Genomic DNA, 21,953 nt, shown 5'->3' on the forward strand with positions numbered 1-21,953 from the left:
CGAAACGTATCCTTACTCTAACTCAATAACCGCAGCTTCATTCAGGCGTAGTGACAAGCTGTAACACCCCCCCACATTAATGCAAATCGGGTCACCAAATGGAGCAATCGCGTCGAGACGTACTTTACAACCGGGCAGACATCCCATTTCCAACAATTTGAGCGACATAGCCCTATCTGAAAATGATTTAATCACTCCCGTTTCACCTTTTCGGAGATTGGAAACCGTACGAGCCAACATACACTCTTATTTAGATTCAGTTTATTTAAAGTACAAATAAAGCATTCCCAAGCCGGAAATCAAATATTCATTTTTCGAATTATGTAATTGATGATGACGATCAGTCAAAATCATGCTATTTTATTATTTCCCTCAGCCTTTATGTCGTATTTTTGCGTTTTGAAACGATGTCCTCTAAATCGGAAACTGACCGCCGATCAAAGTATTTTGAACGAGATAAAAACCCTAATCAAAAAAGAGATAACGCTTGAATGGCGTCAGAAATATGCCTTAAGCGGTATGCTGCTTTATGTTGTCAGTACCGTTTTTGTCTGTTACCTGAGCTTTAATCTTCGCAGAAATCAGCTCACTCCTATTGTCTGGAACACGCTTTTCTGGATTATACTGCTCTTCACCGCTGTTACTGCGATCGCCAAAAGCTTTTCCCAGGAACGCCACGGCAGGCTTCTTTACTACTACAATCTCTGCAGCCCGCAGGCGATTATTATTTCCAAGATCATTTACAATTCGTTCATCATGGTCTTGTTATCCGGAATTGGATTTGTTTTTTACGGTTTCGTAATGGGCAATCCGGTCGGTGATATGTCCTTGTTTGTAATCTGTATCCTTCTTGCTTCCCTGGGTTTTGCTTCGGTGCTTACTTTGGTAGCAGGCATTGCTTCCAAGGCCGACAACAGTGCGACTTTAATGGCAGTACTAAGTTTTCCAATCATCCTTCCCATGCTTTTGATGACCATTAAACTATCAAAAAATGCGCTGGACGGCCTGGAATGGTCGGTTAGTTCCGACGAAATCAGCACACTATTAGCTATTGATCTCATAGTAATTACCCTCAGTTACCTGCTTTTCCCTTATTTGTGGAGAAGCTGAAACTGATTATTTTTTAAATACAACTAGTCAAAATGAGAAAGATCTGGTGGAAAATCCTGTGTATCGTCATCATGTTTTACGTGATCGTCATGGGACTGCTGGGACCAGTCCCCCGTCTGGCGATTATTAATGAAAGTATCCGCAACACTTACTACCACGTCGCACTATGGCTTGCGATGACTTTCCTGTTGCTTCTATCCATGATATTCTCGGTAAAATATTTAAACAAAGGCAAAATTGGAGACGATGATATTGCCAGTGAGCTTACCAAGTCGGCTATTTTCTTTGGCATACTCGGATGTATGACTGGCTCGGTGTGGGCCAACTATACCTGGGGCGACCCCTGGCCCAACGATCCTAAATTGAATGGCGCCGCAGTAGGCATATTGATCTATCTGGCCTATCTGCTGCTCCGAACATCATTTGAAGACGAACAGCGTCGCGCAAGGATTTCGTCGGTATATAACATCTTTGCTTTCGCAGTTTTTATCCCCATTATTTACATCCTGCCACGGCTCACGGACTCCCTCCATCCGGGCAGCGGCGGCAACAGCACGTTTGGCTCCTATGATTTTGATAATAACATTCGCAGGGTCTTTTATCCGGCGGTAATTGGCTACATCCTCCTGGGGCTTTGGCTGGCCGAACTGAGGATACGGATAAAGCGTATCAACCGCTTGAGAGAAGAAACGCAAACATTTTAAACCAAAAATTCGTTAAGATTTAGTCTGTCAAAATACAATGAAAAGAATTTCCTCCTTTTTGCCTGCACTTCTTTTATTGAGTGGAAACCTGATGGCCCAAACCGCCGAAAATTCTGTGGAAATGGCAGATAAACTACGTGCTGACGGGAAAATTTGGGTTGTGGTGACGGTCATTGCAGTGGTTTTTGCGGGCATTGCTATCAACATGCTCCGGATCGATTCCAAACTTAAAAAGATTGAAAAAGAACTAAATATCAAGTAATTCACCATGAAGAAGATACAAATTTTCGGGCTTGTCATTATAGCAGTTGCTATCGGGATCATTGTCTCGACAGCCGGCGACGCCAGCACTTATGTGGATTTTACCAAAGCAAAAGAAATGGCACAGGACGGGGATAATGAAAGCATCCACGTGGTAGGCAAGCTCAAAAAGAATAGCACTGGCCAAATTGTAGAAATGCAATATCAGCCCGAGATCGACCCCAATTATTTTGTTTTCACCCTGGTTGACAACAATAACGTGGAGCAAAAAGTGGTTTACAAAAACTCCAAGCCACAGGATTTTGACAAGTCGGAACAGGTGGTTGTGGTAGGCAAGATCAAAGACGGCACTTTTTCAGCCGAGAAAATCCTGATGAAATGCCCCTCTAAATACGAAAACGGGAAAATGGAAACCACTGAACATACTGCCGCAAAATCATGATTCACAGTACGATTGGAAGTGCAGGACACCTGCTGGTCATTATTGCATTTGTTACAGCCCTGGTTGCGACATTTGCTTATTTCAAATCCGGCATTGCAGGCGGGTCCGTTGATGATACGCTGACCTGGAAACGTTTCGCCCGGATTGTATTTTATATCCATGTCGCAGCGGTAATCGGGATTGTGTTTTCATTATACTGGATCATCGGCAACCATTATTTCGAATACCATTATGCCTGGAAGAACTCATCGCTGTCCCTTCCAACAGGGTATACGATTTCCAGCTTCTGGCAGGACCAGGAAGGAAGTTTTCTATTATGGATCTTCTGGAACACCATTTTAGGCTCCGTATTGATTTTCACAAACCGTTCCTGGGAAGCGCCTGTCATGACCGTTTTTGCTTTGGTCCAGGCATTTTTAACCTCAATGATCCTCGGTGTAGTAATACCCGGTCTTGATCTTAAAATCGGTTCCACGCCGTTTTTGCTCCTTAAGGAGGTGATGCCAGACCTGCCAGTCTATAAAATGGACCCGAATTTTATCCCAAAAGACGGCAACGGCCTTAACCCGCTTTTACAGAATTACTGGATGGTAATCCACCCTCCTACCCTGTTCCTGGGTTTTGCCACTACCTTGATCCCCTTTTCCTTTGCCATCGCGGGTTTATGGACAAAAAAAATCCAGGAATGGATTCGCCCTGCGCTACCTTGGGCGTTGTTTTCCTCCATGATTCTGGGGGTGGGCATTTTGATGGGAGCTTATTGGGCTTACGAAACCCTCAACTTTGGCAGCTACTGGAACTGGGACCCGGTCGAAAACTCCTCTATTGTTCCCTGGCTGGTTTTGGTTGCAGCGGTACACACGATGATTATCGGAAGAAGGAATGCCACTGCATTGAAAACTTCTTTCATACTGACGATCGCCACATTTATCCTGATCCTTTATTCCACATTCATGACCAGAAGCGGGGTATTAGGCAATGCGTCGGTGCACTCCTTCACGGATCTTGGCTTATCCGGACAGTTGTTGGTTTACTTACTGACCTTCACCGTTGTAGCTGTCGGCTTGCTGTTCTATCGCTGGAAGACCTTGCCAACCGACGAAGAGGAGGTATCCACTTATTCTCAGGAATTCTGGATTTTTATTGGCGCAACATTGCTTTGCCTGTCTGGCTTCCAAATTCTCGCTACCACCTCGATCCCGGTTTACAACAAAATCGCAGAGGCCTTCGGAGCCGTACTGAACATGGCGCTGCCGGCAGACCAGGTTGCGCATTATAACAAATTTCAGCTTTGGTTCTTCTCGCTGATTATCCTGTTGACAGGTATAGGCCAGTACTTCTGGTGGAAACGGGTAGGGAAAGGCAATTTGCAATCGCTTTATAATCCGTTGCTGATCACATTGCTGGTCAGTGCTGCCGTGATCACCTTCAAAGGCGTGAAGGACATCCAATATATTGTGTTGCTGACAACCGGCATTTTTGCAATTGTGGCCAATGGTACCATCCTGCTCAATATCCTGCGTGGTAATTACAGTTTGTCGGGCGGCGCAATTACGCATATCGGGGTAGCATTGATGTTGATTGGGATCTTGTTCTCGTCGGCGTACACCAGGGTTGTTTCTATTAATAATTCGGGGCTGATGATCTCGCGCAGTGAGGAATTTACGAGCAACGATAATAAGGAAAACAAAGAGAACATTACGCTCTGGCTCAACAAGCCTGAAAAAATGGGCGAATACATGCTAACCTGGCGCGATGTTCGCGTAGAGCCCCGTCACATTCCGGGTTATATACCTAAAAGCTGGATCGACATTGTGGAAGGCGATTTTCACGCGGTTGCGTTGCGTGACATTGTAATCAACAACCAGAAGTACAATTCTAAAGGAGATACCATCGAGATTTTCCCCGAGAACTTTTACTACGAAATTGAGTACCGGGAGCCGTCGGGCAAGATATTCACCTTATTCCCAAGAGTGCAGATCAACCCGAGAATGGGTGGAATTGTATCTTCGCCAGACATTCAGCGTAAAGTGGATAAAGATTTGTACACGTACGTCTCCATGGTTACTAATCCTACTGCAGAACCGGTATGGAGCCAGACAGAAAATTTCACGGTCAATTTACGGGATACCTTTTTTGTAAATGATTATGTGGCTATTCTGGATAACGTGGTAAGAACTGAGGATGTGGAAGGTGTGACACTTGGCGAAGGGGACGCTGCTGTGAAGGCAATTATCCGCGTTCTGGATAAGGACAAAGAGTTCGTAATCACCCCTTCTTTCGTGATCCGCGACCGTATGGTTGCCCGCAAACCCGAAGTAAACAATGATCTCGGTCTTCGCATCCAGTTTCAGGAAATCAATCCGCAGACGGGCCAGTTCAGTTTCGCTGTCAATACGACCCAGCGTGATTTCATTGTGATGAAAGCCACAGAAAAACCGCTGATCAATATTCTTTGGCTAGGTACCTTCGTATTGGTGATAGGATTTATGATGGCCACCGTGAGGCGGTTTAAGGATTTTATAAAAATGAGGAACAAGGAAGCCCAGTCGGCCGGACAAGCTAAACCAAAGCCGAAGGTTCAGGTGGTTTAAAAATATCATTGTCACAAAAAATGTCAGCCCCGAAAAGCTGACATTTTTTGTGACTCTATTATTTAAAACCGGAAACCAACCCTTGTAAAGAAGAAAGCTCCATTGTATCCCATTTGAACAGGGTCCCAGGTTCCTCCCGATTCCGTCAATGCGGGCGATGATTTGTCGGGATATACATTGAAGAGGTTGCTTCCTCCTACCGACAAGGAGAACTGTTTGGTGAAACGGTAATTCAAAGTCAGGTCAGTCTGCACTTTTGCTTTATAAGTATCAATCTCATAATCCCAGTTTGCCAGCTTTACTTCCCCAAAGCGGATCAGCCGCAACATGATACTGAATTTGTCTATTGCGTAGTCCAAGGTCAGGTTGATTTTGGATGGCGGTGCCGAAGCGAGAACGAACCTGCGCTCGCGCTCGTCGAAGTAGATATCTTCTTTACCAGCCAGTTTAGGGCTCGTATTTACGGGGCCAAGTTCCATCCAGTTAAAGTTGGCAGCCAGTGTGGAGCTCAGCCTGCCTATTCCCAATGGAGCAGAGTGGGCCACGATAACATCAAAACCCTTTGTGGTGGTATAAGACAATGCATTGGTAAAAAATTGTGCTTTGCCCACACGTAACGCCTTCAATAAGTTGCCGATCTCCGGATCATCATCGCTGAATTGGCCTGTCAAGACAACACGGTTTTTCACCTTAACATAATAACCGTCCACCGTGACCGACAGCCGTGAGGCAGGTGTGAATGTGAACCCCAGACTGGCATTTTGAGAAGTTTCCTGTTTCAATTCGGGTATGCCCAATGCTTTCGTTACTGCGCTGTTGTTATTAGCCAGCAAAACCTCCACGGCCTGCCCATTTACAAAGTTGGTAAAGGTGGAGTTAAAGTATTTCTGGGCTAGGGAAGGTGCCCGAAAACCGGTGCTTACAGCTCCCCGAAGCGCAAATGCGTCGGTTACTTTGTACCTTAGCCCAACTTTCCCATTCAATGTACTTCCGAAATCGCTGTAATTTTCGAAACGTACCGCGGCATCAACCAGAAATTGTTTCGTGAAGTCTGCCTCTATATCCACATAAGCGCCCACATTGGAGCGGGACTTGTTGGTCGCGTCCGTTGGGCTATATCCCGGAAACCCCTGCGAGCCACCAGGAAATTCCGGGTCATAATTATAATAAGATGCCCTCTCACCGGCGAAAATCTTATAACGCTCTGTCCTGAATTCTCCTCCAAAAGCGACGTTCAGGCCTTGTAAAACGCTTTTATAAAAACGGGTGATATTCAGGTTGGTAACATTCTGCCCGAGCTGAAAACCGCCCGCATCGAACTTTGTCTGGGAAAGTTCGCCAAATGACCTGTTCAAAGAATTCTTTACACCGAAATGAAACTTATTAAATCCATAAGTATTACTCAGGTCAATGTCCCACGATTTCCATACGCCTCTTACGCCGGCGGTAACTGCCCTGTCATCGATTTTGCTCGTGATAATCGGGTCAAAACCATTTGGATAGATAGAAGGAATGTTTCTGTCATCGTCGGGGAACCTCGTCCAGGCATAGGCATCACCTTTCCGGTTATTGAAGCCCCCGAAACTGTAAACCTGAAATTGATTCCCAATGGGGATTTTAGCATTGTAGTAAACCGAGGCGTTATTAATCCTGGGGTCACCAAACTGCCTGCGCGCCAGTTCCGAAACGCTGTCAACCGAATTGGCCCGATTGGTATGATCGCGGTAGTTATAATCGGCGGTAACATTAATAAACCCTCTTTTAGCTATTTTCAGACCATAATTAAGGTTCACGTTGTAATTAAGCCCATCGTACTTTTTATCATCAAAACGGTACTTGGCTTTAAATATTCCCGCATTTACATTTGCGGTTAACTGATTGACGGACTCTTTCAGAACAATGTTGATCACACCGGCAATAGCGTCTGAACCATATTGCGCAGCGGCTCCATCCCGCAAAATTTCTATCCGCTCAATGGCTGCTGCAGGGATTGCATTGAGGTCAGTCCCTGTATTTCCTCTTCCCCGGGTGCCAAACAGGTTGACCAATGAGGACTGATGTCTTCTTTTTCCGTTGATCAGCACCAATGTCTGGTCGGGCCCCAGGCCACGCAACGATGCCGGATCCACATGGTCCGCCCCATCTGAACCTGTCTGTCTGTTGGAGTTAAATGAAGGAGCGGCAAATTGTAACAATTGATTCACATCAAGCTGCCCTTGCTTGGTGGTCACCTCGCGTATATCGATCACATCTACGGGAACCGGTGTATCGGTCGCCGATCGGTTGAGGTTTCGGGAACCCACAACCGTTACCTGGCCTAGTACAGTCGCATCGGTTAGGGAAAAATCTTGTGAAACCCCACCGTTGAGTTCTCTTTCTATCTTGTTGTAACCGACATAGGTTACTACCAAAGTAGCGTTAGAAAAAGTGACCGTCAATGTGTAAGCCCCACTTCCATCTGTGGTAGTTCCATTGTTCGTGCCCTTTTCAATGATGGAAGCGCCAATTAAGGGCTCGCCCTTCTCGTCCGTGACCTTGCCGGATACTTTCAACGACTGTCCGAACGAAACGGAGCCAATAAAGAATAAAACTAAGATAATGTAGGTTTTTACCATGGCGTAAATATTGATTTTGGGAGCAAATTATACAATATTCATTTAGTATTAATAGAGCTGACGAAACAAAATTTTTAAAAACATACCTTTCACAAAATTAAACCCTCCTATCTACTCATTTTCTCTGATATATAATATTTCCATGTAAATCGTTTCGCGACTTACCGCTTAAAAAATTCCTGAATACGTATCTTTACAGGAAAATGTACTCTTCCAACACAGTTATCCCTATGATTTCCGAATTGATTAAATCAACGCTGGGCCGTTTCCGGATTGTCGCTTTTCTTGAGGGTGTTTCATTTCTGGTGCTTTTAGGGATCGCAATGCCATTGAAATACCTTGCCGGACTTCCACAGGCGGTACGGGTTGTAGGCATGGCACATGGCATTTTGTTTGTCCTTTTTGTACTTCTCCTGATCCAGGTTGCAACGGAAAAAAGTTGGTCTTTCAAAAAATCATTACTATCCTTCTTTGCCTCATTGGTCCCGTTTGGTACTTTTTATGCCGACGCCCGCTGGTTTCGGAGCGAACATCCCTGACAACTGATTATCCATTATTCCTATATCCGAACCTGTGCTTCGAATTTTTACCCTGACTCAACTCTTTTTCTGTTTAATAGTTCTAAAAAGTATTGCACAGAAGCCTAATGAAAACTACCAATACCATATCCACTCAGCAGTTTCCCCGCTGACGATCGATGGCGTAGCAGATGATCCGGCCTGGAACGCCGCCGAAACCGCGACAGACTTCTTCATGATCACACCCATGGACACCAGTTTTTCAAAGTCGAAAACGGATGTGAAGCTCTGCTACGACAAAAATAACCTCTACATTCTCGTCGTAAACTATAAGGTAATCAAAGGATCGCTTATTGTTGAATCGCTTAAAAGGGACTTTTCATTTGGAAAAAATGACAATTTTCTCCTATTCATGGATACTTTCGATGATAAAACCAATGGTTTTTCATTCGGTGCCAATGCCGCTGGCGCTCCCTGGGACGGACAGCAAGGCGACGGGGGAACGGTCGATTTAAGCTGGGACAATAAATGGGTGAGCTCAGTTAAAAATGATGGCGATAAATGGGTCTGGGAAGCGGCAATCCCCTTCAAAAGCATACGTTATAAACCTGGCATCACCCGCTGGGGCATTAATTTCAGCCGCCAGGACCTAACCATTTCCGAAAAATCTTCCTGGGCACCCGTGCCGAAGCAATTTCCTTCGGCTTCACTGGCTTATACCGGGGTATTGGTCTGGGATGTTCCGCCACCGAATCCAGGCCCGAATATCTCGGTTATTCCTTACGCAGCTTTGAAGATGACCAAGGACCACCAAAACGATACGCCGGCCAAGTATAAGCCGACTGTTGGCGGCGACGTAAAAATCGGGCTGACGCCCTCATTAAACCTCGACCTGACCGTCAATCCTGACTTTTCGCAGGTCGACGTGGATGTGCAGCAAACCAACCTCAACCGCTTTGAGCTCTTTTTCCCGGAGCGACGGCAGTTCTTTCTGGAAAATGCCGACCTTTTCGCCAATTTCGGGTACGCTACCATTCGCCCTTTTTTCTCGCGGCGCATTGGTTTGGGGGTACCTATCCAGTTTGGCGCGAGGATGAGCGGGAAAATCAACAAGAACTGGCGTATCGGGGTTTTGGATGTCCAAACCGGTTCTGCCGACTCTCTTACTCCAAGGAATAACTATTCGGTTTTTGCATTGCAGAGGCAGTTATTGGCAAGGTCCAATGTACGGTTCATTTTCGTGAACAAGGACGCCACGAATTATTCCCTGGAAAGGCACTCGGCTACCAACCGTTATAATCGCAATATCGGAGCTGAATTCAACCTTGCCAGTGCCAAAAATCTCTGGACAGGAAAAGTGATGGTTTTGAAATCATTTACACCCGGAAAATCTACTGATGATTTCACGCATGCCGCCGATCTTAAATTCAACCACCCCAATTTCTTCTGGCAATGGCAGCATGAGTATGTGGGCAAAAATTACAATGCAGAAGTCGGATATGTCCCCAATGCGGTCCGTCTGGGTTACTACAAGATCAGCCCGAATGTGGGTTATCTGTTTTTTATTAAAAATCCAAAAGTCATCAGCCACGGACCGAAACTGGTTAACAATACCTTTTGGGACAAAAAGTTTGATCTGACAGACCGCGAATTTATCCTTTCCTATAATGTGAACTATATCAACCGAGCCACGGTATCGGTGTGGGGAGCAAGCAATTATGTGCGGCTATTGCGTCCTTTTGACCCGACAAACCTGGGAGGAAGCACATTGCCAACCGGAAGCGAACACAATTGGAAATCGGTTGGGTTTGATATTGTATCCGGCCCTCAAAACAGGCTTACCTTTCTTACCTCCGGTATTTTCGGGGGTTACTATCAAAACGGACATCGAAACAATCTTCGCGCTGAACTGGGCTACCGCGTTCAGCCTTATGTGGCGATTACGATGGCGGGGAATTACAACGATATCCGTTTGCCAGCGCCCTGGAACCGCACGCAACTCTGGCTGGTTGGCCCGCGTGTGGATGTTACCTTCACGAACAAGCTCTTTTTTACCACTTTTATGCAATACAACAATCAGGCTGACAATATCAACCTGAATGCACGTGTGCAATGGCGTTACAAACCGGCTTCGGATTTGTTCATCGTGTATACCGACAACTATTTACCTGAGAATTTCCGGGTCAAGAACCGTGCGATTGTGTTGAAATTCACTTACTGGCTAAATTTGTAGCCGTCAATAAAATACCTCAATATTCTTCTTTTTGAGAAGTCCCAGCTGTTGGCCATATTGTTTCTCAGTGTTTTCCGTCACGAACGGATTACCCCGGAGATACAGTTTCTCCAATTGCGTGATTTTCAAAAGCTGCTCAGGGAATTCCGGGAAGTTATTGGATGACAGGTCGAGTTCCTGCAAGTTGGTAAAGGCGGTCAGCTCGGCCGGGAAATTGGTAAACCAGTTATAACCCAAATCTAAAATCCGAAGGTTCTTCAATTTACCAATCCCATCGGGCAGGTTGCTCAGATGATTGTGATGGGCATAAATCGTGTGTACGTTCTTCAATCTGCTGATCTTTGCAGGTAATGCGGCAATCTGGTTGTGCGAAACTGCCAGATGTGTCAATCGTTTCAACCTGGTAATGGATTTGGGCAGTACTTCCAGCTTATTATAATAAAGGTCCAAAACTTCCAGCCTCCGCATCTTTTTGATCCCTTTGGGTAAAACAGCCAGATCCGACCGGTAAAAGTTCAGGTCACGGACCTGTTTGAGTTTTCTGAAACTTTTGGATGACAAATTGTTAAGTGTGTTTCCGCCAAGCCAGAGGCTCGTCATTTTCTTGCATTTCTTAACGGCATCTGGAATGTCCGTGAATTTATTCTCTCTCAAATTCAGTATCTCCAACGACGAATTTTCAGCCAAAATAAGGCCTGAATTCGTGAGTTGGTTGCCTTGCAAATGCAGCTGTCTCAGCCTGGGAAAGCGTTTCAGATCAATACCAACCTTCTGCAATTCATTGCCACCCAGGTACAATTCTTCCAGATTTTTGAACCTGTAAATTACATTTGGCACCTCTTTCAGTTCCAACTGATTGAGATAAAGGTATTTGACTTTTAGTGTATCAACCGCAGCCAAGGCAGTTTTCACGTCCACAATGGAACTGTCCATTTTCCTTATCTCCCGCCTGACAATCGCCTTCCCTACATTACGAAACGAGGCGAACATAAAAGCTTTCCCGGGAGCATTGACCGTTTTCCAGCCATCGAAACTTCTCAGGAAAGCTTCCGAAGTGTGACGCCCCAATGAATCTATATTATATCGTTCGCTTGTCTGTATATCAAAAATCAGATAATCGACCGCACCGGAGGCATTGACGAAGAATTGTGTGAAAACCGTAATTCCGGGATTTGGGTTGACCGGAAAAGCCGCCGCAACAGCTTTCTCTAACTGATCAAGGATTGGTTTGGCAAATCCTTTCACATCATTATTGTATTGCTGGGCCAGCTTAGTTACATCGAACCCCTCGGCTTCGGCATTCTTTTGCCAGATAACCCTTGTCTGCGCATTCGCGAATTGAAAAATCAGGCTTAGAAAGAGGATGAGAAACAGTTTCATAGCAGTAGAGATAAGTTGATAATAATACAACTAAGACCTTAGTCATATTATTATACTTACTTATATAAAAAAGAATTTGCTATGTATAGTTAAAAACTACTTGCTTCTTTCAATTGTGTATTGAACGAGCTGTTCCAATGATGTTCTATGGGTTGAATCTACAAATCCAGCCAGGAGGCTTCTGGCTTCCTCCACATACTTTTGCATAACTTCCTGCGCATAGCGTAAGCCGCCCGACTCTTTTACGAAAGCAATCACCTCATTGACTTTATGGGGCTTGTGGCTTTCATTGCGGATAATGTTGATGATCCTGCGCTTTTCCAGCCAGGGAGCGTGGTTCAATGCGTAAATCAATGGGAGCGTCATTTTCTTTTCCTTGATATCGATCCCGAGCGGTTTGCCGATTTCGTCTTCGCCATAATCAAAAAGGTCGTCTTTGATCTGAAACGCCATACCCACTTTTTCGCCAAAGGCATGCATCCGCTTCACCATATCCTCGCCGGCGCCAACTGAACTAGCGCCTACTGCACAGCAGGAAGCAATCAATGATGCCGTTTTTTGTCGAATGATCTGGTAGTAAACTTCTTCGTTGATATCCAGCCTTCTGGCCTTTTCAATTTGAAGCAGCTCTCCTTCACTGAGTTCCCTGACAGCCGTGGAGACAATCTTCAGAATGTCGAATTCCTGATGATCAACCGATAAGAGCAATCCTCGGGACAATAGGTAATCCCCCACCAGCACGGCAATCTTGTTCTTCCACAAAGCATTCACAGAAAAGAAGCCGCGACGGTAATTGGAATCGTCCACAACATCGTCGTGGACCAAAGTGGCAGTATGGAGCAGTTCGATCAGCGCCCCTCCCCTGTAAGTCGACTCGGTGATGCTCCCGCAAACTCCCGCGGAAAGAAATACGAACATCGGCCGTAGCTGCTTCCCTTTCCTGCGCACGATGTAATTCATAATCTGATCGAGCAGCATTACATCGCTTTTCATAAACTGACGAAACTTATGCTCAAAAGCCTTCATTTCATCTACAATCGGTGCCTGAATATCCTTTATTGAAAGGGTCATATTAATCTGCGGGGGCAAGTATCCCTCCTGATATTAAAAGGACGCTAGCGGCAGTGCAGGTATGCAGTTCGTATGTCAGCTGCCTCTGAAGTCTAGCCTTCAAATTTGGAATAAAATCTTCTGTTTATATCAATTTTATTTTTAAAATGTTTAGAATTGAGGAAAATGGAATGAAGGATTTATGAAAGCACTTGTCCTCGGAGGGGGATCAATGAAGGGCGCTTTTCAGGTGGGCGTGATCCAGGCTGTACTGGAAAATGGTTTTGAGCCTGAAATGATTTATGGGATTTCGGTAGGAGCATTAAACGCAACATTTCTCGCCAATGAAGCCGGCAGGCAAATGCTGGATAGCAAAGAAATGAAATGGCCTGTGGCTAGCCGCAAATTACTTGAATTCTGGATCAAAAATATCACACAGCCTCAGGACATATCCATGCTCCGCTCCCGGGTGATGCTGGGAATGAATACCTTGCTGAGCAGATTTGATGGCATTGTGGACCCGCTTCCATTACATCAGCTGATCAGGAGACATCTGAACGATGATTATCTGACGAATACGCCTGTCAAGGTCAAAGTGGGGGCGGTTAATATTGCCAGCGGGGAAATCAAATACGTTACTCCTCAGGATCCTCATTACATCGACTTTGTCTACGCCAGCTCCTCCATTCCAATGCTGATGCCCGCCGTTGAAATTGAGGGGCAGCTTTACCTCGATGGGGGGATGCGCGAAGTAGCGCCGATCAGGCAGGCCATAGAAGACGGCGCGACAGAAATTGTCCTGATCGCCTGCCATTCACCCCTGCTTTATCAACCCGAAGACCTCAATGCAAGAAATTTGATCACATTAATCGAGCGGGTCAGAGATATCACGGTGAACCAGATTGCCAACAGCAATATTGTGTGGGCCGAATCTTATGTGGACCGCTCAATATTGCGTGGCCATCCCATGAAAATAACGGTGATCAGGCCGTCAAGCCCCTTGTTCCTCGACTTGCAACATTTCAACTCCGACGATATTTCGAGATTGATCATTGAGGGCTACCGTGCGGGAATGGAATCGGTGATGAAAGCGGAGAAAGTGTAGGAATAACCATTGAAATGATGAAGCGAAAAGTACTTTTTATACTTATGTTAACTGCAATGGTTACCATAAAAGGGTCTGGTCAGAGGCACATCGGTCCTTGTAATTTCAATTCCGCAGGCGCCCTCAAATCTTATCTTAAACCTAAGAAGAGAGATATGCCACTCATTATGGCACATCAGGGGGGTACAGAGGACGGTTTTCCGGGTAACAGCATGGCAACCTTTGAAAGGACCTATCAAAATGTCCCTTGCGTGCTGCTGGAATTTGACGTCAGGGTAACAGCCGATGGCTTGATGGTCATTTCGCACGACGATGAATTGAACATCCGCACCAACGGAAAAGGTTTGTTGAGCAAAACGAACTGGGAAGACGCCGTGCAATTGAAACTCAAAGATGCCAACGGTAAACTGACCGAATACGGCATCCCCACATTTCAGGAACTGCTGGTGTGGAGCAAAAGCAAGAACCTTATTTTGATTGTGGATAAAAAACCGGAGACCAATGTTCGGAAAACCATCGATATGCTACGGACCACAGGCAACCTCAATAAATCCGTGCTCATTTGTTACTCGATCGGAGAAGCGAGAATCGCCCACCAACTGGCTCCCGATCTGATGCTGGCTGTTGGTTTTAATAGCAACAAGCTCATTGGGGATGTGGAAAAATCAGGGCTCCCCATGGATCACCTCGTAGCACTTACGCCGCGGGAATTGCAGGATAAGCCATTTTATGAAAAGATACATCAGTTGAATGTCATCGCTTCGCTGGGTACGAATGGGAACATTGACACTCTTCAATCCTCGGCTTCGCGGCCTTTGTATCGGAGAATTTATGGAAGTGGCGGACCCGATATTATTTGTACGGACAAACCGGTTTTGGTGCAGAGTATATTTCAGAAAAAATAATTAAAAAATAGTCTGTATCCCGCTAATGTATTTACATCTAAATATGGCAAACACTTGCTCTATTTTACCTCCGCTTATTTAATTCAGCGTGCCTCCATTTAAAAGAAATCATTAATCCCCGGGGCTGACGCCCGGGGATGGGCTACCAATGTAAGCGTCACTGATCTGGCAGGCGCCGCAGATGCAACAGCCAGCACAAAAATGTCCCACCAGCATTATACTGAGCCATCTCCAGCCGGATAGAGAAATTTCAGTGTCAAAATCCGGACATCATAGATTGACAGTAGTTGTCAAAATACGCCCGTCCCTTTGCAATTGGCCTTCGAAATCAAAGTTGCCTTCCACCTCAATAGCTGTCCGGGAGCCGCCGATGTAAGGCTTCCATTGCGACCAAACCTCATACCAGAAATCATGTACATTACTAACTCTATTATCATATCTGAGGGGAATGGCGACACCATCCGCATACAACGTGGCATTTGTACTTTTTACCCTTAAATAGGAAGCTGTCTCATTCCGTTCGATATTGTTGTTTGGATATCTTTTGTACAGATCCTCTATTAATTTGACATAAGCAGCATATCCGTTATCGACGTGAGGTGTACCAATTCCGCTTTCGCATCGGCAATCTTCATTGTACGGCTCGTACTCATCATACCATTCATACCAGTACCCAAAGCTTGCGACTTCAACTCCCCCATGAAGTTCAATCTCAAAATTTCTGGAAAAAAAGCCGTCGTTATATAATGGGGCACCCGTACGGATGTAAGCGTTTTGAACATAGAGTTGATTATTTCCTAAGTTATACCTGGCTTCCGGGTTACTTAAACTCTTTACGTTTCGGCTAATTGCATAGGATTTTACCAGAGATTCCAACTCAGATTTCTCCAGCAGCGCCAGTTTCGCGTTCGTAATCCCATTCGTTTTGCTAATTGGAACACTGGAAACTTTATCTGGAGCAAAACGAAATAGACTGCCCCCGATAATTACAAGGCCATCCGAATTTACCAAAGACGCGATGTTTTCCGAAATTAGTTTGTGCCGGAGAATGCCCGTTTTATATTCCACAAGATCATTATCCAGCGCAAATTTTTTGATTTCCGTCTCACTTTGTTTTTGCTTGGACTCAACAACAGAAGTTAAAGATAAATAACCCAATCTTCTCTCCAGATCGAGCCGAGTGCTCACATCGGCAAGCCCGGATCTTTTAGAAAATTCATCAAATTGAGCTGCTGTTCTGAAAACTAAAATTCCATCATTTACGTGGACACTTTTAAACTTGTCGTTGGTTTCGACTGGTTGGTCTGGATCAACATCCTGATTAGTACAAGCAGTTGTAAAAAATAACAGATGGCAGACAAAAACGGTGAGCAATTTTCTCATTCCCATAAGACTAGTGTTTAAATGTTTAACATTGTATCCGAATGTTGAATCAAGTTGCAAAAGAATTACTTCTACTTAAATGATCGAATATTTTACATGAGTATTAACAATAAATTAACATACTGTTAGAAAAGTACTTCTAATATTTGTGCGCGCTTTCACTGGAAATCTTAGTAACAGGTAATATTAACGTTTTAAATTTGGGTGGTTAGATTGCCGCATAAAACCACATTGCAAGAAAAAATATGGCCTAAAAACCTCATTATCAAATGGTTGACATAATATAACCTGTAAGTCACATGAAATGCATTAAAAGAATTAGTCCGAAAAGAACGGTTTTGAAATGAAAGGGAAATCAATACCGAGCTTGACCCCAGGGATAGCCAGCGAGGGTGAGAGCTGGCCCGGCTGGTGCCGACCACCAGACCTAAGCTGAAAAATCGATCTTGCCAATGGAAAGTCTGGTGGCAATAACGCCGCGGGAATTGCAGGATAAATCTTTTTACGACAAAATTCACGCACTGAATGTGATTCATCGCTAACATTTATATATAACAAAAGAGCCCGATCAAAAAAACCGGGCTCTTTCACTTTCTAAACTTCGATCAGATTAGTTGAAGATATATCTTATACCAATTTGCGCCTGCCATACACTACCAACAGAAACGTTAGGTACAAAAGAGTCTCTTAATAAGATAGTTTTGTTTGTACCATTATCATTAATGCTCTGCGTAGCGATCCTGTAAGAAGGAACACCGTCGACTGATACACTTGCAAGAGCCAAAGGGTTAGACACGCCTGTTGCAGAAGATGCTGTCGCTAAATTACCCAAGCCCCATTTGTCATTAATCAGGTTGCCAATGTTAAGAATATCACCGCGCAACTGAATCGTATTTTTCTTGTTTTTCTTGCCAACAGCTACGTAAAACTCCTGAATAACCGTTAAATCGAAACGAGTCAGCCAAGGGTAAGCACCACCGTTACGTTCAGCATACTTACCACGGCGCGATTTCAGATATTCATTACCCTCGATGTATGCATTGAAAGCCGTTTGTTGTTGCTCAGGAGAATAAATTACCGCGGTAGGACCTGATCCAACAGTTAAAGGAGCAAAGGTTAATTCAGAAGCATTCTTTGGCACGTAAATCAAATCATTCGAATTTTGTCCGTCACCATTCAAATCCTGGTTAAGTGTATAAGAGATTTTTCCACCACTGGCAGAAACCGCGCCCAATGTAAACACGGTAGAACCTCCGAACTTGCCACCATAGTTAAGGCGGTAGTTAACCAAGCCCACAACGCGGTGACGCAAATCGTTATCCGAATAAGCCAATGGCAGGTAGTTCTGACCAGTGCTGGTTGGAACATTTGCCTGAACCGTGCTACCTACGAAAGCAACGTCTTTTGCAGCACCATAGGTATAAGAAACAAATCCTCCAAAACCTTTCGAAGCTGGTTTTTCAAGCTTAATCGTTGCAATGTACGAGTTACCTTTTTTAACGTTTTTCAAAACAAACACGTTGGAGATTTTAGGATTGTAAAAACGTGCCACGTTTACTGTGTTTGCTTCGCCTATACCTGAGCTTGCTACACCAGAAGCCGGGAAACGCTCACGGTTGTCAGGCCCAGAGAAAGAACGGTCCGGAGCTTTCAGGTTGGCGTCGATATAACGCAGCCCGTTCAATGTTTTGTTGAAGATAAACTCAACTGTTCCGATAAGACCGCCAGGAAGTTTCTGGTCAACGGCGATGTCTGACTTCCAGATCTGAGGATATTTCAGATTGGCATCCGAAGCATTGATTACGTAAGGAAGCAATTTGGTTATATCAACAGAGTCACGATTTGGAGTAAAGCGACTTGGATCCAACGTAAATGGGTAATTGGTAGTGTTGGTCACGTTGATTACCGCTGTATTCACACCGTTGTTACCCAATTGGTTGGAGATCAACACCTCTGGGATCCTTGAAACAAATATCCCGGTTCCACCACGAATCTGAGTTGTTTTATCACCTTTCACATCCAGGTTAAAACCGACACGAGGAGACAACAATAATCTTGCTTTCGGGAAAGTACCGGTACTTACCTTGTAATCCTTTCCATTCTCATCTGCGAATTTAAGCGCTGCCACAACCGGGTTTTCAAAATCCTTTGCTGTTGAGTTATCATAGGCAAACACGTCACCACGGATACCGGCAGTAATTTTGAAATTAGGCGTAACCTGGAATTCATCCTGTACATAAGCACTATACAAATCTCGTTTTAAGGTCTGCAACGGCTCACCACCACCTGGCAACAATGAATAACGCAAGTTATAGCGGGCAACCGTTACAGGAGATGTTGTAGCACCCGGGTTGTTTTTAGCAGCAAGTGCGGCAGTTTTGAAATCATCGATCGAATTATACACATATACCCCGTTTGACGAAGGGAAGAACACGTTATTAGAAGTAAAGTGCTCATAAACAACACCGAATGTGAAGGTATGCTTTCCTGCAAAGTAGCTCAGGTTATTCGTAACGTTGAATGTCGAATAGTTCAGCTTGTTGTTTGGCGTAAAAGGATCAAACCCGATGGTCGTGTAAGTACTTCCATCTTTCAGGATATCTACTGTTGGGAAAACAGATGTTTTGTAAGTACGGTCTTCAATTTGCTTGTTGTAGGTTACAATGAAGTCATTCGCGAACTTTCCTCCAAAATTAGAGTTCAATTCTGCTGCGATAGACCGGGTATTGTCTGCAATAAGATATCCTGTGTTTTCGCCGGATATGGCAAGCTGGCTGTTTGTCCGGTTTCCGTTACCTGCTGTGTTACTACTGCTACTATTGCTGATGATCTGCCCTGACTCAGAATTGTGGTGAGAATAACGGACGGAAAGCTTATTCTTGTCATTAATGTTGTAATCCAGACGAATAAGTGCTTTTTTACTGGTCACCTCATTGTTAAATCCATCCAGCGCACCCAGTGAATAATTAAAATTGGTGGTCAGGAATTGGTCGAGGTCCTTCAGGTCTGATTCAAGAACGCGAGATACGTTGGTACCGCCAGTTCCACGATCTAAAGACCATGTTAATGCAGGTGTGCTGCTCTTGTATTGTTCTGCGTTGATAAAAAAGAACAATTTATTTTTGATGATCGGACCTCCCAGACGGAAGCCATAAGTATTCTCTTTAACATTGGGTACCGGTGTAATTTTGTTCCCGCCGTTTCCTTTTTTACCGACCAGGTCTGAATTCCGGAAGAGTGTGTAAGCCGAACCCGAAAAATCATTTGTACCTGACCGTGTAACTGCGTTGATACCGGCACCTGTAAAACCGGATTGGCGAACATCGAAAGGAGCTACGTTAACCTGAACCTGATCAATCGCGTCCAATGAAACTGCGGTGGTTCCCGTACGACCACCTGCCTGTGCTGATGACCCAAGACCAAAGCCATTATTGAAAACCGAGCCGTCAATTGTAATGTTGTTGAAACGGGCATCCTGCCCCGCAAAAGACTGGCCATTGCTGTAAGGATTATACTTGCTGATGTCGTTGAGGGTACGGCCGATAGTCGGAGTCGTGTTAATCTGCTCACGGCCAAAAGAAGACGAAGCACCCGTCCTGTCAGAGCTGAAAACGTCACTTCTGGCAGTGGATACAATAACCTCTTTCAAATCCGTCCCGCCGTCAAGCATTTTGAAACTTACGTCGGCGCTGGTACCCAGCTCGGCAAAGACGTTGTCGCGAACCTGGTCCTGAAAACCCACGAATGATACTGTAACTGAGTATGGGCCGCCAACACGGACTGCAGGAATCGTATACAATCCCTTGTCATTGGTAATGGAGCCATACTTTGTGCCTGATGGGACGTGGATCGCCACGACTGTTGCGCCAGGAAGAGCCTCCCCTTTGCCGTCTGTGACACCGCCCGTAATTGCTGATGAAGTAACCTGCGCCTGGGCGTCAGGACCGAAGAATGTTAATAGAAGTGTTGCCAGCGCAAGAAACGCTGCCCTGAAAAGTAAACTTTTCCTGTTCATAAATTTGGTGATTTGGTTTGTAAATATTAGGTAGGATCATCGCTACCGATGAGTAAATATTTGCTGCAAAATAATAGTTTTTTTATTTCAGAAACAAAACCGTAAATCCTACTAAAATACAATACTAGTCTGCGTAACTGCCTGATTTATTGGAATAATATAAAATACTGTACCAATACTTCAATATTTTCATTGTTATCAAATTATTAAAATTCGTTAATTATTGCTTCACGCGTTTTAAACGGAATTTTATAGTAAAAAATAATTTTTGTAGAATTTTTTTGACCCATTTTCCTGCGCATTAACCATGTCGAATTACCAGATTGTTAAATTTTACGAAAGCCGTTTGTTTCTTTGCTGAAAATATGTTCCTCTTATGATGCAACTAAACTTTAAACAGATCGGGGAAAGCGGAAAACCCATGATCATTCTGCATGGCGTTTTTGGCCTTCTGGATAATTGGCTTGGCATTAGTAAAACAATCTCGGAACACGGATACAAGGTGTTCCTTGTCGACCAGAGAAATCATGGAAGGTCGCCCCACGCTGGGCCCATGAATTTTGCCACATTTGCTTCTGACCTGAAAGAATTCATAGACCAGCAGCAATTGGAAAACCCGGTATTGATTGGGCATTCAATGGGAGGAAAAACCATTATGGAATATGCAGTGACTTACCCTGGAACTTATGACGCGCTGGTGGTGGTGGATATCGGGCCGAAAACCTATCCAATACACCATAGCAAAATCTTAAAAGGGTTGAATGCAATCCCTATCGACAGGATTGAAAGCAGAAACGAGGCCGATGAAATCCTCAGCGAATACGAGCCTATTCTGAGTGTAAGGCAGTTCCTGTTAAAAAATCTTTATAGGAAAGAGGAAGGCGGTTTTGGCTGGCGCTTCAATTTGCCACTGCTTACCTCGGATATGGCGAATGTAGGAGCTGAGGTCAAGTCAAAAGACCGGATCGAAACTCCTGTCCTGTTTATCCGGGGAGGAAAATCAAACTACATTCTTGACGAGGACATGGAAGGCATTCAGGACCTGTTCCCGAATGCCAGGCTGGAAACCATTGCAGACGCCGGGCACTGGGTCCAGGCGGAGCAGCCGAAAGCATTCGTGGAAGTCTTATTTAAATTTCTGGATGAGGTTATCTGACATATTTTGCTTTGAGACCTGCGCAGGATGATATAATAAGCAAATCATAGCTCCATGACAATTCCCAGGTAGGGCAATAGGTACAATTGATCGTTGCACATACAGGATTGGACGGAATCGCCACCTGGGGCTTGATATCCATTAACGATCCATTGATAATCAAAGATTTAGGTGCGCAGCATCTGGGGGAACCGTCAGGGTTGAGAATGACGCCGTCGGCACGGAAAACAAGGGTATCTACTTTTGCAGCCGCAACCGGCTCCCAGACGTTCTTATTATCAATGGACGCCCTTTCCAGTTCGCTAAGCTTCCAGGCGCCGGCAATAGACGGGATATCAGTATTATATAAAGCATCCGCACTGTCCTTTTTGCATGCTGCTAATAGGGTGAGAAAGAAGGAAAAATATAAAAGCCTTTTCATTGTTTGTATTTTTGTACAGTTGGTAGGATTCGAAATCCAATAATTTGGTTGGAAGAAACAA

Annotated in this window: 17 protein-coding genes; 10 read left to right on the forward strand and 7 right to left on the reverse strand. The window is 44.7% G+C overall.

The features are described from left to right. Positions 1 to 12: 12 nt before the first annotated feature. On the reverse strand, positions 13 to 240 hold the full coding sequence (locus AC1XUF_RS29325) for a FeoA family protein (protein WP_483345427.1): 228 nt from the start codon (positions 238 to 240) through the stop codon (positions 13 to 15). 207 nt (positions 241 to 447) lie between these two features. Here AC1XUF_RS29325 and AC1XUF_RS29330 point away from each other — a divergent pair, with 207 nt between their 5' ends. The 5 genes from AC1XUF_RS29330 to ccsA (AC1XUF_RS29350) are packed head-to-tail and all read left to right on the forward strand — an operon-like array spanning position 448 to position 5,111. Then, positions 448 to 1,110, forward strand: a complete 663-nt coding sequence (locus AC1XUF_RS29330; RefSeq protein ID WP_483345428.1) for a heme exporter protein CcmB — start codon at positions 448 to 450, stop codon at positions 1,108 to 1,110. Positions 1,111 to 1,142: 32 nt separating this feature from the next. Next, positions 1,143 to 1,814, forward strand: a complete 672-nt coding sequence (gene ccsA, locus AC1XUF_RS29335) for a cytochrome c biogenesis protein CcsA (RefSeq protein WP_483345429.1) — start codon at positions 1,143 to 1,145, stop codon at positions 1,812 to 1,814. 37 nt (positions 1,815 to 1,851) lie between these two features. After that, a complete protein-coding gene (locus AC1XUF_RS29340) occupies positions 1,852 to 2,076 on the forward strand; it encodes a CcmD family protein (protein WP_483345430.1) in 225 nt (74 codons plus the stop codon). A gap of 6 nt (positions 2,077 to 2,082) precedes the next feature. After that, positions 2,083 to 2,517: a cytochrome c maturation protein CcmE domain-containing protein gene (locus AC1XUF_RS29345; RefSeq protein ID WP_483345431.1), complete on the forward strand. Its 435-nt coding sequence runs from the start codon at positions 2,083 to 2,085 to the stop codon at positions 2,515 to 2,517. Further along, positions 2,514 to 5,111: a cytochrome c biogenesis protein CcsA gene (ccsA, locus tag AC1XUF_RS29350; protein ID WP_483345432.1), complete on the forward strand. Its 2,598-nt coding sequence runs from the start codon at positions 2,514 to 2,516 to the stop codon at positions 5,109 to 5,111. Before AC1XUF_RS29345 ends, ccsA (AC1XUF_RS29350) begins: the two co-directional genes overlap by 4 nt. A 62-nt stretch (positions 5,112 to 5,173) precedes the next feature. Here ccsA (AC1XUF_RS29350) and AC1XUF_RS29355 read toward each other — a convergent pair whose 3' ends face one another. Further along, on the reverse strand, positions 5,174 to 7,726 hold the full coding sequence (locus tag AC1XUF_RS29355; protein ID WP_483345433.1) for a TonB-dependent receptor: 2,553 nt from the start codon (positions 7,724 to 7,726) through the stop codon (positions 5,174 to 5,176). Between the two features lie 230 nt (positions 7,727 to 7,956). Here AC1XUF_RS29355 and AC1XUF_RS29360 point away from each other — a divergent pair, with 230 nt between their 5' ends. Beyond that, on the forward strand, positions 7,957 to 8,265 hold the full coding sequence (locus tag AC1XUF_RS29360; protein WP_483345434.1) for a DUF3817 domain-containing protein: 309 nt from the start codon (positions 7,957 to 7,959) through the stop codon (positions 8,263 to 8,265). 34 nt (positions 8,266 to 8,299) lie between these two features. Then, positions 8,300 to 10,477 (forward strand): DUF5916 domain-containing protein, encoded by a 2,178-nt coding sequence (locus AC1XUF_RS29365; RefSeq protein WP_483345435.1) that lies wholly within the window; start codon positions 8,300 to 8,302, stop codon positions 10,475 to 10,477. A 3-nt stretch (positions 10,478 to 10,480) separates the two neighbouring features. On the opposite strand, the gene AC1XUF_RS29370 is transcribed toward AC1XUF_RS29365, so the two are convergent. Next, positions 10,481 to 11,857, reverse strand: coding sequence for a leucine-rich repeat domain-containing protein (locus tag AC1XUF_RS29370; RefSeq protein ID WP_483345436.1), 1,377 nt, complete (start codon positions 11,855 to 11,857; stop codon positions 10,481 to 10,483). A gap of 96 nt (positions 11,858 to 11,953) precedes the next feature. Beyond that, positions 11,954 to 12,928: a polyprenyl synthetase family protein gene (locus AC1XUF_RS29375; RefSeq protein WP_483345437.1), complete on the reverse strand. Its 975-nt coding sequence runs from the start codon at positions 12,926 to 12,928 to the stop codon at positions 11,954 to 11,956. A 181-nt stretch (positions 12,929 to 13,109) separates the two neighbouring features. On the opposite strand from AC1XUF_RS29375, the gene AC1XUF_RS29380 reads away from it, so the two are divergent. Further along, complete coding sequence (locus tag AC1XUF_RS29380) at positions 13,110 to 14,012, forward strand: patatin-like phospholipase family protein (protein WP_483345438.1); 903 nt, start codon at positions 13,110 to 13,112, stop codon at positions 14,010 to 14,012. 155 nt (positions 14,013 to 14,167) lie between these two features. Beyond that, positions 14,168 to 14,917 carry a glycerophosphodiester phosphodiesterase family protein gene (locus AC1XUF_RS29385; protein ID WP_483345440.1) on the forward strand — a complete coding sequence of 250 codons (750 nt, stop codon included), beginning with the start codon at positions 14,168 to 14,170 and terminating at the stop codon, positions 14,915 to 14,917. A gap of 270 nt (positions 14,918 to 15,187) precedes the next feature. On the opposite strand, the gene AC1XUF_RS29390 is transcribed toward AC1XUF_RS29385, so the two are convergent. Together AC1XUF_RS29390 and AC1XUF_RS29395 are read right to left on the reverse strand one after the other, a co-directional pair. Then, complete coding sequence (locus tag AC1XUF_RS29390; protein ID WP_483345441.1) at positions 15,188 to 16,300, reverse strand: hypothetical protein; 1,113 nt, start codon at positions 16,298 to 16,300, stop codon at positions 15,188 to 15,190. Between the two features lie 610 nt (positions 16,301 to 16,910). Then, complete coding sequence (locus AC1XUF_RS29395; RefSeq protein ID WP_483345442.1) at positions 16,911 to 20,315, reverse strand: TonB-dependent receptor; 3,405 nt, start codon at positions 20,313 to 20,315, stop codon at positions 16,911 to 16,913. 379 nt (positions 20,316 to 20,694) lie between these two features. Here AC1XUF_RS29395 and AC1XUF_RS29400 point away from each other — a divergent pair, with 379 nt between their 5' ends. After that, complete coding sequence (locus tag AC1XUF_RS29400) at positions 20,695 to 21,471, forward strand: alpha/beta fold hydrolase (protein WP_483345463.1); 777 nt, start codon at positions 20,695 to 20,697, stop codon at positions 21,469 to 21,471. Here AC1XUF_RS29400 and AC1XUF_RS29405 read toward each other — a convergent pair. Beyond that, the gene (locus AC1XUF_RS29405) at positions 21,464 to 21,892 is read right to left on the reverse strand and encodes a hypothetical protein (RefSeq protein WP_483345443.1); all 429 of its coding nucleotides are present in this window, start codon (positions 21,890 to 21,892) and stop codon (positions 21,464 to 21,466) included. The two genes, AC1XUF_RS29400 and AC1XUF_RS29405, sit on opposite strands and share 8 nt — an antisense overlap. Positions 21,893 to 21,953: the final 61 nt, after the last annotated feature.

This window comes from Dyadobacter sp. HNCC25DJ185, assembly GCF_056895195.1.